The 16,515-nt window shown below is 61.3% G+C and carries 16 protein-coding genes and 1 tRNA gene; 12 read left to right on the top strand and 5 right to left on the bottom strand.

Annotation, left to right across the window (positions count from 1 at the left end; all coding sequences use genetic code 11):
- Positions 1-150: 150 nt before the first annotated feature.
- Positions 151-582, top strand: a complete 432-nt coding sequence (locus HMJ39_RS13895; RefSeq protein WP_194297776.1) for a DUF2721 domain-containing protein — start codon at positions 151-153, stop codon at positions 580-582.
- A 19-nt stretch (positions 583-601) separates the two neighbouring features.
- Here the strand turns inward: HMJ39_RS13895 and yegS are convergent, their stop codons facing one another.
- A complete protein-coding gene (yegS, locus tag HMJ39_RS13900) occupies positions 602-1,498 on the bottom strand; it encodes a lipid kinase YegS (protein WP_194297777.1) in 897 nt (298 codons plus the stop codon).
- 229 nt (positions 1,499-1,727) lie between these two features.
- Between yegS and HMJ39_RS13905 the strand changes: the two genes are divergently transcribed.
- Together HMJ39_RS13905 and HMJ39_RS13910 are read left to right on the top strand one after the other, a co-directional pair.
- Complete coding sequence (locus HMJ39_RS13905; protein WP_194297778.1) at positions 1,728-1,943, top strand: DUF2061 domain-containing protein; 216 nt, start codon at positions 1,728-1,730, stop codon at positions 1,941-1,943.
- Positions 1,944-2,018: 75 nt separating this feature from the next.
- Complete coding sequence (locus tag HMJ39_RS13910) at positions 2,019-2,708, top strand: TetR/AcrR family transcriptional regulator (protein WP_323370910.1); 690 nt, start codon at positions 2,019-2,021, stop codon at positions 2,706-2,708.
- Positions 2,709-2,714: 6 nt separating this feature from the next.
- On the opposite strand, the gene HMJ39_RS13915 is transcribed toward HMJ39_RS13910, so the two are convergent.
- The 4 genes from HMJ39_RS13915 to HMJ39_RS13930 form a co-directional block, all read right to left on the bottom strand.
- The gene (locus tag HMJ39_RS13915) at positions 2,715-3,293 is read right to left on the bottom strand and encodes a TetR/AcrR family transcriptional regulator (protein WP_194297779.1); all 579 of its coding nucleotides are present in this window, start codon (positions 3,291-3,293) and stop codon (positions 2,715-2,717) included.
- Positions 3,294-3,300: 7 nt separating this feature from the next.
- The gene (locus HMJ39_RS13920) at positions 3,301-6,069 is read right to left on the bottom strand and encodes a valine--tRNA ligase (protein ID WP_194297780.1); all 2,769 of its coding nucleotides are present in this window, start codon (positions 6,067-6,069) and stop codon (positions 3,301-3,303) included.
- 91 nt (positions 6,070-6,160) lie between these two features.
- The gene (locus tag HMJ39_RS13925; protein WP_194297781.1) at positions 6,161-6,580 is read right to left on the bottom strand and encodes a DNA polymerase III subunit chi; all 420 of its coding nucleotides are present in this window, start codon (positions 6,578-6,580) and stop codon (positions 6,161-6,163) included.
- A gap of 4 nt (positions 6,581-6,584) precedes the next feature.
- Complete coding sequence (locus HMJ39_RS13930) at positions 6,585-8,066, bottom strand: leucyl aminopeptidase (RefSeq protein ID WP_194297782.1); 1,482 nt, start codon at positions 8,064-8,066, stop codon at positions 6,585-6,587.
- Positions 8,067-8,119: 53 nt separating this feature from the next.
- Here HMJ39_RS13930 and lptF point away from each other — a divergent pair, with 53 nt between their 5' ends.
- The 9 genes from lptF to HMJ39_RS13975 all read left to right on the top strand — a co-directional run bounded on the left by lptF (position 8,120) and on the right by HMJ39_RS13975 (position 16,507).
- A complete protein-coding gene (gene lptF, locus HMJ39_RS13935; RefSeq protein WP_194297783.1) occupies positions 8,120-9,220 on the top strand; it encodes an LPS export ABC transporter permease LptF in 1,101 nt (366 codons plus the stop codon).
- On the top strand, positions 9,217-10,278 hold the full coding sequence (gene lptG, locus HMJ39_RS13940; protein ID WP_194297784.1) for an LPS export ABC transporter permease LptG: 1,062 nt from the start codon (positions 9,217-9,219) through the stop codon (positions 10,276-10,278). The genes lptF and lptG overlap by 4 nt, the downstream gene beginning before the upstream one ends.
- Positions 10,279-10,354: 76 nt before the next feature.
- Positions 10,355-10,441: transfer RNA gene (locus HMJ39_RS13945), tRNA-Leu, on the top strand.
- A gap of 395 nt (positions 10,442-10,836) precedes the next feature.
- Positions 10,837-11,706, top strand: a complete 870-nt coding sequence (locus tag HMJ39_RS13950; protein ID WP_202552919.1) for a metal-dependent hydrolase — start codon at positions 10,837-10,839, stop codon at positions 11,704-11,706.
- On the top strand, positions 11,707-12,723 hold the full coding sequence (locus HMJ39_RS13955) for a BtrH N-terminal domain-containing protein (protein WP_055098663.1): 1,017 nt from the start codon (positions 11,707-11,709) through the stop codon (positions 12,721-12,723). It abuts the gene before it with no gap.
- Between the two features lie 78 nt (positions 12,724-12,801).
- Entirely contained in the window at positions 12,802-13,257 is a 456-nt protein-coding gene (locus HMJ39_RS13960; protein WP_055098664.1) for a PaaI family thioesterase, read from the top strand.
- Between the two features lie 50 nt (positions 13,258-13,307).
- Positions 13,308-13,703, top strand: coding sequence for a PaaI family thioesterase (locus HMJ39_RS13965; RefSeq protein ID WP_014994391.1), 396 nt, complete (start codon positions 13,308-13,310; stop codon positions 13,701-13,703).
- A 49-nt stretch (positions 13,704-13,752) separates the two neighbouring features.
- Complete coding sequence (locus HMJ39_RS13970) at positions 13,753-15,303, top strand: long-chain-fatty-acid--CoA ligase (RefSeq protein ID WP_014994392.1); 1,551 nt, start codon at positions 13,753-13,755, stop codon at positions 15,301-15,303.
- Positions 15,304-15,346: 43 nt separating this feature from the next.
- Positions 15,347-16,507 (top strand): acyl-CoA dehydrogenase family protein, encoded by a 1,161-nt coding sequence (locus HMJ39_RS13975; RefSeq protein WP_161383276.1) that lies wholly within the window; start codon positions 15,347-15,349, stop codon positions 16,505-16,507.
- Positions 16,508-16,515 lie beyond the last annotated feature (8 nt).

Consider the following 16,515-nt stretch of genomic DNA (forward strand, 5'->3'; position numbering starts at 1 on the left):
GACACCCAATCCCAGAACCTCATCTTTTCCCACCACCCAATCCCAGAAACCCCTCCACCCCAACCACACGACAAACACCCCCCACATCCGCTACAGTCCCCCCAACCACCAACAAACCCCAACCCAACCCACCCAACCCAAGAGCCATCAATGACCCTCACCACCCCGGCGCTCCTCTTCCCCGCCATCTCCCTTCTCCTCCTGGCCTACACCAACCGCTTTCTGGTCCTCTCCCAGATCATCCGCAAGCTCGCCGACGAGGAGAAAACCCATCACCAGGAGGTCGCCACCCGCCAGATCGAACTCCTGCACAAGCGCGTGGTGCTGACCAAATACATGCAGGTGGCCGGCGTGCTCAGCTTCCTGCTGTGCACCCTGTCCATGTTCGGGCTCTACCTGCATCTGGAGCTGGCCGGGGTGGTGCTGTTCGGCGCCAGCCTGATCTCGCTGTCCCTGTCGCTGATCTTCTCGCTGTGGGAGGTGCTGATCTCCACCAATGCGCTGAACGTGCAGGTGGCGGCGCTGGGCCAGAAGGGTGGCAATGAAGACGGCGCCGGGCGGAAGCCGCCGGGCGCCGGCTAAGGGCGTCGGAGAGGAGGCGTCAGGACAGCAGGGCGCTGCCCTCCGGCAGGGCCAGGTGCAGGGCCTTGGGCAGGACCTTCAGTTCAAAGCGGGTATCCTTGAGCGGCTCGCCGTCCAGGTTCAGGTGCATGGCCTCCGGCGTGTGGATGGTGAGCCGGTCCAGGCGGGCGCGCTCGAACAAACCCTCCTTGCCGCCGTTCTCGCCGCTGCGGAACAGGCCGCGCACGCCGCCGAGCAGATCCACCTCGGAGGGCAGGATGGCCACGTCCATGAGGCCGTCGTCGATCAGCGCCTCCGGGCACAGGCGCTGGCCGCCGCCGGCCTGGCGGCTGTTGCCGATGCCCAGGGCAAGGAATTCGCCTTTCCAGTGGAAGTCCGGGCCCTCGAATTCCCCCTCCGCGGGGCGAACCTCGGCGAAGCGGGTCAGGCCGGTGAGCAGATAGGCGGCCCCGCCGAGCAGTTCCTTGAGGTCCTCGGAGGTCTGGGTGGTGACCTCGGTGCCGAAGCCGCCGGTGGCCATGTTCAGAAAATAGCTGTCGTTAACCTGGATGACGTCCACCGGCGCCGCGGGCCGCTCCAGCAGAGCCAGAGCGTCCGCCGGCGCTTCCGGAATCCCGGCGGCGGTGGCCAGGTCGTTGGCCGTGCCCAGGGGGATTACCGCCAGGGTCAGGTCCGGCTCTCCGGAGGCCATCAGCGCCTGGGTGATGTCGCGCACCGAGCCATCGCCGCCGCCGGCGATCACCGTGCGGTAGCCCCGTTCCAGCGCCTCGCGGACATAGCGCTCGGCGTCGCCGCCTTCCCAGGTGACGCGCACGGCCAGATCCCAGCCGTCCTCCCGCCGTTGCATCACGGCCTTGCGCACCGCTTCGTTGGTGGCTTGCTTGCCGTGCAGAATCAAAAGCGCTTTACGGTCCATGTTCCGTCCTTTTCTCAGGGGCGGGCCGTCCGCCGCCGACCGGCTCAGAGTACGGATAAGCCGTGGCCGGCGCACCCTCGGAATCCGGCGGCTTTACAACAATTAACCGGCCCGGCGCCAGAATAGGGCGATCCTATCGAAAAAATAGTCCTCGAACGGCTTTACCTATTTGTGAGAATGGATATCATTTACCTATTCCCTGGTGGCCCACACAACGAGGAGGTGCCCCATGATCAAGACACTCAGTTTCGGCGTTATGCACATCAGCGTGGCTTTCCTGGTGGTCTGGGCGATGACCGGTGACTGGCGCATCGGCGGTGCCACCGCGCTGGTGGAGCCCTGCGTGAACACCGTGGCCTACCACTTCCACGAGAAGGTCTGGAAGCGTCTGGTGAACCGCAAACGCGGGCGGGACGGTTCCGACGGTGGGGCCCTGGCGGTTTGATAAACTCCTTGTTTACGCCCCGGGCGGGCTTGGTTAAGCTAGCGCCCGGGTAAACAAAACCAGGGGATAAGTAACGTGCAACGCGGAATGGACGATCTCGACGCCATACGCCAGGTGGTCAATCAGGTGCTCGAAGCCCACGCGGAAGAAGAGGGCGGACAGCGCTCCCAGGCCCGTGCCGAGATCCTTATTCATTCCATGCACGTGTTCGCCCAGCGTGGGTTGGGCCGCACCACCGTGCAGCACCTCCTGGACGCGGCCCAGGTCTCACGCCGCACTTTCTATAAGTACTTCCGCAACAAAATGGATGTGCTGGAAAGCATCTATCGCATTTTCATCGACAACATGCTGCTGCATTTCCATCAGGAAATGCGCCAGTCCCGCTCCGCCAAGGAGATCATCCGCAACACCACCAAGGTGTATTTCGATTACCACGTGAGCATGGGGCCGGTGATCAAGCTGATGATGGAGGAGGCGCGCGCCTCCAGCTCGGCGTTGGCGCCGCACCGGGTGCGGGCGCAACGGATCGCCGCGGAGGAGCTTACCGCCGAGATCAGCCGGCTCACCGGCCGCGACCTGGACCCGTTGGTAATGCGCACCATGCTGTGGATCCTGGAGAATTACTCCCTGTACATCTTCGAGGACGGTGAGTTTTCCGCCCAGCGGCTGGAGCAATGCGAGCGCGCCATGGTGGGCATTTCCGAGGCGGTACTGTTGGGCGGCAACGCCACCGCGGCGCTGCTGGAGCGTCAGGACGAGGAATAGCCCGGGTCAGGAGGCGCGCAGGCCGCGCACCAGCACAGCCATGTAGGCCAGGGCCTGCTGCTCCAGTTCCCCTTCCCCGGTGAGTACCCAGGTGTAGGTGGTGCCCACCAGCAGATTGACCATCATCAACAGGGTGTCCCGGGTGGGCAGGGCCACGAAATAGCCTTCCCGGCGCAGTTCCTCGAAGAAGGCATCCGCCACCGGCAGATTGTCGTCCACCAACCGCAGATAGCGCTCCTGGATCGGCCCCAGGAATTCTCCGGCCTCCTGGATGAGCAACCGGGAGAAGTCCCGCTCCCGTTCCAGGAAGCGCGCCACCGCCCGGCACACGTTCTCCAGGCGGGTCAGCGGCGGCGCCCCGGAAAGCAGCTCCCGCAGCACCAGATCGCGCACCGTGGTCAGATTTTCCTCCACCACGGTGAGCAGCAAGGCGTCCTTGGAGTCGAAGAAGCGGTAGATGGTCGCCTTGCCCACGCCGGCGGCGGAGGCGATGGTCTTCACCTCCGCCCGGCGGAACCCTTCCCGGGCGAACACGTCCCGGGCGGTGGCCAGAATGCGCGCGCGGCGCGGGTCGCTGGCGTCCATGGCGGCCTCACAGATACTTGATCTTCTCCAGCTGCTCTTCCAGACGGGCCAGTTGGGAGCGGTGGTCGTCGAGTTTTTCGCGTTCCTTGTTGACCACCGCCTCCGGCGCCTTGTCCACGAAGTTGGGGTTGCGCAGCTTGCCCTCGCCGCGTCCCACTTCCTTGCGCAGCTTGTCGATTTCCTTGCCGAGGCGCTCGATCTCGGCATTCTTGTCGATCAGCCCGGCCATGGGCACCAGGATCTCCATGTCGCCCACCAGGCCGGTGGCGGACGCCGGCGCGGAATCCTCCGGCGCCAGCCAGGTGATGGATTCCAGCCTCGCCAGGCGGCACAGGAAGTTGTGGTTGGCGTCCAGCCGGGCCCGGTCGCTGTCCTTGCCGTTGTGCAGATAGACTTCCAGGGCCTTGCCCGGGGGGATGCGCATCTCGCCGCGAATGTTGCGCACCGCGGTGATCACCGCCTTGATCCAGTCGATGTCGTGTTCCGCCTCGGGGTCGAGCAGGCCGGTGTCGGCGGCCGGGTAGGGCTGGCGCATTATGGTGTCGCCGGCGCGGCCGGCCAGAGGCGCCGCCTTCTGCCAGATTTCCTCGGTGATGAACGGCATGAAGGGGTGCGCCATGCGCAGAATCGCTTCCAGCACCCGCACCAGGGTACGGCGGGTACCGCGCTTCTCGGCGTCGCTGTAGTCGTCGCCGTACAGCACCGGCTTGGACAGCTCCAGGTACCAGTCGCAGTACTCATTCCAGATGAACTCGTAGGCGGCCTGGGAGGCCACGTCGAAGCGGAACTGGTCCAGCGCCTCGCCCACTTCCTGCTCGGCCCGTTGCAGGGCGCTGATGATCCAGCGATCCGCCAGGGACAGGGTCACCTCGCCACCGTTGTCGTCCAGGCCGCAATCCTGGCCTTCGGTGTTCATCAGCACGTAGCGGGCCGCGTTCCAGATCTTGTTGCAGAAATTGCGGTAGCCCTCGATGCGGCCCATGTCCCACTTGATATCGCGGCCGGTGGACGCCAGCGACAGGAAGGTGAAGCGCAGCGCGTCGGTGCCGTAGGCGTTGATACCGTCCGGGTATTCCTTGTGGGTGCGCTTGGCGATCTGCTTTTCCTTCTGCGGCTGCATCAGCCCGCGGGTGCGCTTGTCCACCAGGTTGTCCAGGTCGATGCCGTCGATCAGGTCCAGGGGGTCGAGCACGTTGCCCTTGGACTTGGACATCTTCTGGCCCTCGGAGTCGCGCACCAGCCCGTGCACGTAGACGGTCTTGAAGGGCACCTCGTCCATGAACTTGAGGGTCATCATGATCATCCGGGCGACCCAGAAGAAGATGATGTCGAAGCCGGTCACCAGCACGTCGGTGGGGTGAAAGGTCCTGAGATCCTCGGTCTGTTCCGGCCAGCCCTGGGTGGCGAAGGTCCACAGCGCGGAGCTGAACCAGGTGTCGAGCACGTCCTCGTCCTGGCTCAGCGGCGTGTCGCCCAGATTGTTCTCGGCGCGCACCTCGGCCTCGTCGCGGCCCACGTAGATATTGCCCTCGGCGTCGTACCAGGCGGGGATGCGATGCCCCCACCACAGCTGCCGGGAGATGCACCAGTCCTGAAGGTCGCGCATCCAGGAGAAGTACATGTTCTCGTAGTTTTTCGGCACGAACTGGATGGAGCCGTTCTCCACCGCCTCGATGGCGGGTTTGGCCAGGCTCTCCACGGCCACGAACCACTGGTCGGTGAGGTAGGGCTCGATGACCACGCCGGAGCGGTCGCCGCGGGGCACCTGCAGGGTGTGATCCTCCACCTTTTCCAGCAGGCCCAGGGCGTCCAGATCGTCCACCACCCGCTTGCGGGCCTCGAAACGCTCCAGGCCCCGGTAGGCCTCGGGCACCTCGTCGTTGAGGTGGGCGTCGTCGGTGAGCAGGTTGATCATCGGCAGATCGTGCCGCTTGCCCATCTCGTAGTCGTTGAAGTCGTGGGCCGGGGTGATCTTCACGCAGCCGGAGCCGAAGTCCGGATCCACGTAATCGTCGGCGATGATGGGAATGTCCCGGTCCGCCAGCGGCAGCCGGATCATCTGCCCGACCAGATCCTTGTAGCGCGGATCCTCCGGGTGCACCGCCACGGCGGTGTCGCCGAGCATGGTTTCCGGCCGGGTGGTGGCCACCACCAGATGGCCGGAGCCATCCGCCAGGGGGTAGCGGAAGTGCCACAGGTGGCCCTGCTCCTCCCGGTTTTCCACCTCCAGGTCGGAGATCGCGGTGTGCAGCGCCGGGTCCCAGTTGACCAGCCGCTTGCCCCGGTAGATCAGGTCTTCCTTGTGCAGACGCACGAACACCTCGCGCACCGCCCGGGAGAAGCCCTCGTCCATGGTGAAGCACTCGCGGCTCCAGTCCACGCTGGCGCCCATGCGCCGCAGCTGGCGGGTGATGGTGCCGCCGGACTCGCCCTTCCATTCCCAGACCTTTTCCAGGAATTTTTCGCGGCCCAGCTCGTGGCGGTTGGTGCCTTCGCCGGCCAGGCGCCGCTCCACCACCATCTGGGTGGCGATGCCGGCATGGTCGGTGCCCACCTGCCACAGGGTGTTGCGGCCCTGCATGCGCCGGTAGCGCACCAGGGTATCCATGATGGTGTCCTGGAAGGCGTGGCCCATGTGCAGGCTGCCGGTCACGTTGGGCGGCGGAATCACCATGGCAAAGGATTCGCCCTCGCCGGAGGGACGAAAATGCCCCGCCTCTTCCCAGGTCTTGTACCAGGCCTGCTCGATGCGCTCGGGTTGGTAGGTCTTGTCCATGATCTCCGCTGTCTTCACCGTCAAAAACGAAGGGCGAATTATAGCGAAGAGGGCGCGCCCCGTCGCCCATTGCGGGCAGCCGGGGCGCGGCTCACAGGCGGTGGCTCTGAATATCGAAGCCGCGGTCCCGGTAGAAGCGGAACCGGGCCCGGCCCGCCTCGCGCAAATCCGGGTCGCCGGTGATCATCTCCGCCACGCGCTGGAAGCGGGTGGCGAAGTCCGGCACCGCCGGTGCCAGGTTGATCAGCACGTCATGGTGGTCGCCGGGATCGTCGCCGTGGCCCACCACCACCGGGGAGGCGGCATCGGGCCCGGCGGGTTCGTGGGGCAGGAAGCCGGTGGCGGGCCGGCGCCAGAACGCCTCGTCCACCGCCCGCGCGTGCTCGGCGTCGCCGCAATGGATGTAGATCCGGTGGGACTGGCGCCATGCCTTGTCGGCGATGCGCCAGGCGAGGGCGGTTTGCACGCCCTCGCCGGCCCGGTCGGTGATGTAGAAGAGGATTTCGGTCAAGGCCTCAGCCCTTCTTCTTGCCGTCCGCCAGATTCATCAGGTAGCGGGTCAGCATGGGCACCGGCCGGCCGGTGCCGCCCTTGTCCTTGCCGCCGCTGACCCAGGCGGTGCCGGCGATGTCCAGGTGGGCCCACTTCACATCCCGGGCGAAGCGGTGCAGGAAGCAGGCGGCGGTGATGGAGCCGGCCTTGGGGCCGCCAATGTTTTGCATATCGGCGAAGGGGCTGTCCAACTGGCTCTGGTAGTCCTCCCACAGCGGCATGGGCCAGCCCCGGTCGCCGGTGTCCTGGCCCGCGTCCAGCAGCGCCGCGCTGAGATCGTCGTCGTTGGCGTACACCGCCTGGGCGTGGGCGCCCAGGGCCACCACGCAGGCGCCGGTGAGGGTGGCGATGTCGATCACCGTGTGCGGCTTGTGCTTCTGCTGCACGTAGGTGAGGGCGTCGCACAGCACCAGGCGGCCCTCGGCGTCGGTGTTGAGGATTTCCACGGTCTGGCCGGACAGCGTCTTGACGATGTCACCGGGGCGGGTGGCCTCGCCGTCGGGCATGTTCTCGGCGGCGGCCACCACCGCCACCAGATGGATCGGCAGGCCCAGCTCGCAAACCGTCTTGACGCTGCCGAACACGCTGGCCGCGCCGCCCATGTCGTACTTCATTTCATCCATGGTGGCGCCGGGCTTCAGGGAGATACCGCCGGTGTCGAAGGTAATGCCCTTGCCCACCAGGGACACCGGCTTGCCGGCGGCGCCCTTGTAGTCCATCACGATCAGGCAGCCCTTGCGGGCGCTGCCCCGGGCCACGGCGCAGAAGGCGCCCATGCCCATTTTCTCGGCCTGGGCGTAGCTGATCACCTTCACGGACAGCTTCTCGTATTGCTTGCCCAGGTCCCGGGCGCGCTGGGCCAGGTAGTCCGGGTGGCAATCGTTGGGCGCCATGTTGCCCAGGTCCTTGGCCAGGGCGGTGCCCTCGGCCACCGCCTTGCCGGTGGTGGCGGCCTTCTTCAGACCGTTGTTGCGCTCCGCCAGCCAGAACGTCCATTTCTTGAGTTTGGACGCCTTGGGCGGTTTGCTGCGATAGTGGTCGAACCGGTAGGCGGCTTCCTCGGCCACCCGGGTGCCCTCGCGCACCTGCCAATCCAGGTCGCGGTCCACGGTGACGCTGTCCAGTATCCAGGCGGCGTGTTTCACCGGGCCGCTTTGCAGGCTCCGGCTCACCTGGCCGACCACCTTCAGAAAGCCGCGACCGTCCAGCGGTTTGTCGCCGGCGCCCACCAGCAGCAGGCGCGCCGCCGCCAGGCCGGCGGGCTGGTGCAGCCATGCCATCTGGCCCTTGTCGCCGGAAAAATCACCGGCCTTGATGAACGCCTTCACCGCCTCGCGGGTCTCATCGGGCAGGCTCTCGGGCACGGTGGCGTCGCTGCCGAGAGGTAAAATCAGGCAATCCACCCGTAATTTGGGCAAGGCCGAATGGCCGATGGCGTACTCCATGCTGTCTCCTGAGTTACAATGCCGCACTCAATGCGTGCAGGACAGGGCCAACGTTGATACTACACCGCTATATCAATCGTCAGATCTTCATGACCACGGTACTGGTCACCTTCATTCTTGTGATGGTGCTGGTCAGTGGCCGCTTTATCAAGTACTTAGCCGAGGCCGCCGCCGGGCAGATCGCCGCCGACGCCCTGTTTCTGGTGATGGCGTTCCGGTTGCCGGAATTCCTGCAGATGATCCTGCCGCTGAGCCTGTACATCGCCATTCTACTGGTGCTCGGGCGCATGCACATGGACAACGAGATGGTGGTGCTGCGCGCCGGGGGCCAGGGCGATGGCCGGGTGGCACGCTCCATCATCGCGCCGGTGCTGGTGGCCATGGGCGTGATTGCCTTGTTCGCGCTCTATGTGACGCCCAACGGCGACGCCGAGGTGAACCGCATCTTCGAGGAACAGAAGGGGCGCTCCGCCCTGGAGCTGCTCACGCCGGGCCGCTTCCACGTCAAGGGCGACGGCGACGCCCAGCGCGCCACCTACGCGGAGAGCCTTAACCGCGAGGAAGGCGTGCTGGAAAACGTGTTCGTGGCCGACGCCAGCTTCGCCGACCAGGAGGCCGGGCGTCTGCTCACCGTGTGGGCGCGCAGCGGCCGTCTGGAACAGCAGGACGGCATCAGCTATTTGCTGCTGGAAGACGGTTACCAGTACCAGGGCAAGCCCGGCGAGGCGGATTACCGCGAGATCGCCTTCGAACAGGCCCGGGTGCGCATCGGCGAGGAGCGCTCCAGCAGCCGCCCGCCGGAAGTGCGCGGGCGCACCACCCTGGAGCTGCTCGACGAAGGCACCAACCAGGCCTGGGCGGAGCTGCAATGGCGTATCTCCCTGGTACTCACGGTGCCCATCATGTGCCTGGCGGCGATTCCGCTGGCCCGGGTCAATCCGCGCCAGGGCCGCTTTCTGCGCATGATCCCGGCGGTGCTCGGCTACATGCTCTACGTGGGCCTGCTGCTCACCATGCGCAGCTGGATGGCCGCCGTGCCCGGTAGCGAGCGGCCCTGGTTCTATTCCATGGTGTGGATACACGTGATCGCGTTGCTCGCCGTCTTCATGCTGTATTTCGGTGGCCGCCTGTTTTCCCGGAGGGCCCGTTCATGAAGCTGCTCAACGGCTATTTCTGGCGGGCGGTGCTGATTCCGTCCCTGGCCATCGTCGCCATCATCGTCGGCCTGGACTGCCTGTTCGGGTTCATCTACGAGCTGGAATTCCTGCGCGGCGACTACCAGATCCTGCAGGCGCTGCAGTTCATCCTCACCACCGTGCCGCGCCGGGTGCATGAGTACATGCCCATGGCGATCCTGCTGGGCACCCTGATCGGGCTCGGGTTGATGGCCAACAGCGGCGAGCTGTCGGTGATCCGCGCCGCCGGCGTGTCCACCCTGCAGGTGAGCTGGATGGTGCTGCGCCCGGTGATTTTCCTGATGCTGCTGTCGGTTCCGGTCGGTGAGTACCTGGCCCCGTATACCGAGCAGGTGGCGCAGAGCAACCGCTCCCTGCAGGAGGGCGGCGGCGAGGCGCTGCGCAGCGAATACGGCTTCTGGCACCGGGAAGGCGACGAATTCATCCACATTAATACGGTGCAGCCCAACGGGGTGCTCTACGGCCTCACCCGATACCGCTTCAACGACGATCACCAGCTGGAAGAGAGCCAGTTCGTGGAAAGGGCGATCTACCAGGGTGACCACTGGACGCTGCAGAACATCCAGGGCACCCGCTTCGGCGACGACCGCACCGAAACCTACACCGAAGGCGGCGGCCGCTGGGACACCAGCCTGACCCCGCAACTGCTGAGTATCGTGGTCCTGGAGCCCCGGCGGCTGGCCATGGCCAAGCTGTGGAACTACACCCGCTATATGAAAGAGCAGGGGCTGCAAAGCGCGGACTACATGCTGGCGTTCTGGCAGAAACTGCTGATGCCGGTGGCCACCATCGGCATGGTGCTGATCGCGATTTCCTTTATTTTCGGCCCCTTGCGTGAAGTCACCATGGGGCTGCGCATGGCCGCCGGCATCGTCGCCGGGCTGGCCTTCAACTACGGTCAGCAGTTTTTTGGACATCTGTCCCTGGTGTTCCGCACCGAGCCGCTGCTGGCGGCCGGATTGCCGCCACTGCTGTGCCTGGTGCTGGGTATCTGGCTGCTGCTGCGGGTGCGCTGAACGGCTGGCAATGTTGGCCGGGCTTGGTATACTCGCCGCCCGAGACAGCGGGTTCGCTGTCCAGCGGTAAGCCAAAGCCAGAGTGGTGGAATTGGTAGACACGACGGATTCAAAATCCGTTGCCCGCGAGGGCGTGCCGGTTCAAGTCCGGCCTCTGGTACCAAACATTATGTCGGGAATGGACTTCCGACGCAGCGTCGTCACTGGTGTTTCCCTTTCCGGTTTCGCTAGGGCGCCCCGTTCAAATTTCTCCTTCGACTAGCCAGTTGGGGCTGCTGCAAACATCCCCCGCTTCATCTGGCTGCAAGCCGGGCAGCCCTAATCGGTGGTTGCCCTCTCTCTTCCCTTGAACCGCGCGACTACCTTGTCAAACGAAGAATCTGATTCCGCGGAGGTTTCGGCGCCCCACCGTGTGCGCTGCTGCTTCAAAGGGCAGTGTCCTGTCTCGGCAAAGATAAAGTGGCTTTAAGAAAAAGTTCTTATTGAGTTTTGGTTGGTTAACCAATAGCATCTTTGTAAACGTATACTTTATGCTGTAGTTCTCTAGAGGAGGTTCTGATGAGTGCAGTCTCAATTCAGCCCCGTAAAGTAGATTTTGATGTGTCCTCTGTGCCGCGCCACTGGAATGGCGGTGATCCTGTGGTAACCCGTTTTTTTGACGCCTTGTCGGTGCATTTTCCCGAGGGGGAGCGGTTTTTTATCCAGTCGGTGCGCCATTTCCAGGATCAGGTGACGGACCAGCGCTTGCGTGAAGATATCCGCCATTTCATTCGTCAGGAGGGCCAGCACGGTATCGTCCATGATCGTTTCAATGACGTGATGGAGGCGCAGGGAGTCGATGTCGATCAGATTACCCGCAACCTGCGTCGTTTTATTCGTACGACACAGAAATACATGCCGGAAAAGTATCAACTGGCGATGACCGCGGCTTTCGAGCATTTTACCGCCACTCTGGGCGAGGCGATGCTCAAGGATGAAACGGATATGTTCCGAGATGCGGATCCGGTAATGCGGGCGATGTTTCTCTGGCATGGTGTGGAAGAGGTTGAGCACAAGGCAGTGGCGTACGATGTATACCGAACCGCGGCAGGCGGGGGTTATTTGACTCGCGCTTCGGCACTGGTGGTTGCCATGCTGATGGTGCACCTGGTCGTCGGACCGGTGTTCGTGAATATGTTGCGTCTTGATGGTGCGATGCGACGGCCGACGGTAGTGCTGCGTGGTCTAAACCGGCTCTACGGTCGTCGCGGTATTCTGACCCGCATGTTGCCCGAGTTTGTTGCGTGGTTCCGTCCGGGATTCCACCCCTGGGAAACGGGCATGCCGGAGAAAGTCGCGGCATGGTTGAAGGAGTACGGAGAGCATGGTGATCCGATGCGGGCATCGGCCGCCGTATATGAAACCGAGCCGGTGAGCGAGGCCGCCTGAATGGTCGGCGGAGAAGTGTCTGAAACAGCTGTAAGGCCAAAGATCGGGGCGCGTCACTGCCACAGGCCGGGCAGGCACTGTGGCAGTTCGGCCATCCGTGACTTGCTTGAGTTCCACGGCTTGGTGATGAGCGAGGCTTGCTGTTTTGGTCTTGGGGCCGGACTCGGCATTACCTATGTGGAGACTGCAGCCTCCAATACCCCTTTCATCGTGCATGTGCGTTCAATGGAATTCGAGGAAAAGGTATTCAATACTTTGGATGTTCCCTTTTCCTGGCGCAGCTATCGCGACCAACGGTCCGCTAATACGGATCTCAAACGGGTGCTGAATGAAAATCGACCGGCACTGTTGTTAACTGACATTTTCCATTTGCCCTACTTCCAAAGCAGCACACATTTTGCAGGGCACGCCATCGTGGCATGGTTATATGACGAGGAGCGGGACGAGGTGCTGGTCAGTGATACTGAACGCCCGGGATTGATCGCGGTATCTACGGCTAATTTGGCCGACGCACGCTTCTCCACCGCACCCCCTTTCATTCATAACGGAAACCTGTTTGCCCCCGAAGCTATCAAAGCCAGCATAACTCCGGAACGTATTCGGAGGGCCATCTTTGACAATGCCTATGCTCTGGCGAATGGCGATCGTTTTAGCGGTCTCGCGGCGCTGGATACTTGGATTGACGGGCTGTCACATTGGGCGGCTGACGAAAACTGGCGCTGGTCGTTGCGTTTTGCTTACCAGGTGATCGAAAAGCGCGGTACTGGGGGAGCCGGATTTCGCACCCTTTACGCCGACTTTTTGGAAGAGGCCAGTGCACGGCTTGCCGTGGTTAGAGATGCGAAGTTAGTGGAGCTCATGCGAGGCGCGGCAGCGGCTTGGTCCGGCTTGGCGGCTGTTTTGAAAATGGCTTCCGAGGCAACGACATTTCCTTCCGCCGATATTGAGTTGGCTATTAATCGGGTTAAATCACACGAGTCGCGTTATGTGAAGCGTGCACTAGATGCTCTGGGCTGATTAGACAAAAGCGAGCGGACCCGGAGCGAGACACTGGCTCTGAGTGAGCCGGGCCAATGAAAAGGGGGAAGCGATTCGATGTCAGATCGTTATTTAACCATGGCCAAGACCTTCTTTGGCACATCCCATCCCTTGTTCAACGCCTTCGGCGTGGAAGTGGAGGAAGTTGGCAAAGGGCGTGCCGCCATGAGTCTCTCGTGCCGTCCAGCGCTTTGCGATCGACACGGGGGGCTTCACCGAGGAGTTGTTGTCACGCTATTGGATACCAATTGCGGGTTGGCAATATTTTCCCGACTCGGTGACATGCGCCCGATTGCGACCATCGATCTGCGTGTGGATTTCATTCGGCCTGTACCCGCGGGGGAGGGAATCTACAGCGAGGTGGAGTGTTACGCGGTACGAGGTGATATCGCCTATGTGCGCGGACAAGGTTGCGCTTATTCCGATCATAACTTGCTGGCAACGGTATTCGGTTCGTTTGCCGTCGGTACTCTCGGGCCTGCATTCGATTCAGCCATGAAAGGGGGAGGGTAAAGTATGAAAGAGCGATCGCTTTTAAATCGCCAGATGACGGGTTGGCTGACATGGCTCTGAATAAAGCGCAAAAAGAAATGCTTGAAAATACTCCATTTGTGGAGTTTCTAGGTCTTGAGGCGCTGACCTCTGATGAGGGGTTCTCTTGCCGGTTGTGCTTTCGAGAACAGCATATCGGTAACCCTCTGTTGCGTACCTTTCATGGCGGAATCCTCGCCAGTTTTGCCGAAATAACGGCAGCTCTCTATTTGATGGAATCGCTTGATCTGGTCGAAGAGCCGTCATGCAGTAGTATGACCTTTGATTATTTACGGCCCGCGTTTGCGGGCACGATTCGTGCCGAGCCTTGTATTGTCCGTGCAGGAAGACGTTTCGTAGTCGTTTCCGTCGACGTTTATCTGGATAAAACGCTTGTGTCAATCGGGCGCTTTATCTATAGCCGCTAAGTATTTTCAACTGGGGGCTGATGATTTTTGAGCGACTTGGGAGAATACCTTGATCATATCGCAAACATTACGTCGTGCGGTCCAGCAAAATCCTGACGGCATCGCCACGATTTACAAGGATAGAAGGCGGTCATGGCGCGCTTTTGAGAATCGTGTTGCGCGCCTGGCCGCGGGCCTTCGCGCCTTGGGAGCGGAAAGCGGGAATCGCGTCGCGATCTTGTCACTCAATAGCGACCGCTACCTAGAATATTTTTACGCCGTGCCATGGGCCGGCGCGGCTCTTAATCCCGTCAATATCCGCCTGGCACCGCCAGAGATCGCGTACAGTCTGAACGATTCCGCATCGTCCATCCTGTTTGTCGATGATGCATTCAGCGACATGCTGTCAAAACTACGGCCGCTGCTTGAGACCGTTCAACATGTGGTTTTCATGGGCGACGGTAGTTTACCGGACGGGTGTGTCGACTATGAGTCGCTTATCGCTGAATCAGATCCGATGCGGGATATCAGCGAAGGAGGGAGCGAGCTTGCCGGATTGTTCTATACCGGGGGGACCACCGGGCGGTCGAAAGGCGTGATGCTGAGCCATGACAACCTTGTCTTCAATGCGCTTAATGTGGTGCCGGAAATGGATTATGCGTCCGGCACGATCTACATGCATGCGGCTCCGATGTTTCATTTGGCCGATATGGCAAGCACTTTTGCCGTGACGCTAGCTGGTGGCACGCACGGCATCGTACCTCGTTTCGATGTAGACGATGTGCTCTCTTTTATTGAGCGTGAAAGAGTTACACATGCCCTGCTCGTGCCAACGATGATCAATCTGCTGGTGTCCTCCGGAAAAATAAAGGAATTCGACGTAAGTAGCGTCAAGCGCATGCTCTATGGAGCGTCGGCCATGCCTGAGTCAGTATTGATCAGCGCCATGAAGCAGATGCCGGACGCTCTGTTCGCTCAAGGGTATGGACAGACGGAGGCGTCACCCATCATCACCGCCTTGCCACCCGATTTCCATGTGCCTGGAGGCGACAAGCTTCGAAGCGCGGGCAGGGCCGCGCTGGGAGTCGAGGTTGCCATTTTTGACAAGGATGATACCGAGCGGCCGAGATGCGAAGTTGGCGAGATCTGCGCCAGAGGTCCGAACGTCATGCTGGGTTATTGGGGAATGGAGGAAGCCTCCGCTGAGGCCCTGCGTAACGGCTGGTTGCATACCGGTGATCTCGGTTATATGGATGAAGACGGGTTTGTCTTCATCGTCGATCGCGTCAAGGACATGATCATCAGTGGTGGGGAGAATATATTTTCGGTCGAAGTTGAGAGTGCTATCTATAGTCATCCCGCGGTACAGGAATGCGCGGTGGTGGGGATTCCCCACGATGAATGGGTTGAAACGGTGCATGCAATCGTCGTGCCTCGCCAAGGCCATGTGCTCACGGAAGAAGAGCTGTTGAGCCATTGCCGGGAGTTGATTGCCGGCTACAAACTTCCCCGTAGTATCGAGTTCCGTAGTGAACCATTGCCGATAAGTGGCGCCGGCAAGATTCTCAAGAATGAGCTGCGTGCACCCTACTGGGGCCGGATGGGGCGATCGGTTACCTGATTTATCATTCTCGTCAAAACCACTTGCTTGGATGAGGAAAATTATGAATTTGCAATTTACGCAGGAAGAGCAGGAGTTTCAAAAGACGATACGCGCATGGATGCGGAAAAATATTCCTGAAGAGATTAGTCGTATTTCCGCGCTTGGCGAAATGCCGGAAAAATCGCAGCAACAGCGATGGGAGAAACGGCTCGGTAAACAGGGTTGGCTGGCGGTAACTTGGCCTGAACAATACGGAGGTCCGGGATGGACCGCCACACAACGTTATCTTTTTGATCTTGAAAGGGCCATGGCTGGGGCGCCTCCGGTAAGTCCCTTCGGTGTCGCCATGGTAGGCCCTGTGATCTACACGTTCGGATCCGCGCAACAAAAAGAGCGATGGCTGCCCGGGATAGCGAGCGGCGAGACGCTTTGGTGCCAGGGTTATTCCGAGCCCAATGCCGGATCGGACCTCGCATCCCTTAAAACCCGCGCCGAGCGCAAACGGGACCACTACCTGGTCAATGGCCAGAAGATTTGGACCACCCAAGCGCATTGGGCGGACATGATGTTTTGTCTTGTTAGAACCGACCCCGATGCCAAGAAGCAACAGGGTATCTCTTTCCTGCTAATAGATATGAACACGCCGGGTATCGAGGTTCGTCCCATTTATACCATTGATGGGCACCATCACCTCAACGAAGTGTATTTCACCGATGTCAAGGTGCCGCTGGACAATCTGGTGGGGAAGGAGGGTATGGGGTGGACGATCGCCAAGTTTTTGTTAACGCATGAACGCACAACGATCGCCGGCGTTGCCGACAGTCACTATGCATTGGCTCGCATGAAGAGGGCTATTGACGAAGCTCCTTATTACATCGATAAGAAACAGGCGCGACGACGTGTGGCCGAGTTGGAAGTCGAACTGACGGCGTTGGAGTACACCAACTTTAGGACCGTCGCCGCGACAGACGAGGGCAGACCTTTTGGACCGGAGTCTTCCGGTCTCAAGATCAAGGGTACCGAGCTACAGCAGAAAATGTCCCAAGCGATGGTCGAGATGGGCGGGTTGATGTCGCTTGTCTGGGATAGTTCATCAGCGGTGGGTAATGAAAGCTTTAATCATTCCCCTCGTCGGTACAATTTTCTTCGTGCCTGCACGATTTATGGCGGATCGAACGAGATTCAGAAGAACGTGCTTGCCAAGATGCTGTTAGGTTTATGAGAGGTCAT

It is taken from the genome of Alloalcanivorax profundimaris, from assembly GCF_015265435.1.
Classification (GTDB): domain Bacteria; phylum Pseudomonadota; class Gammaproteobacteria; order Pseudomonadales; family Alcanivoracaceae; genus Alloalcanivorax; species Alloalcanivorax profundimaris.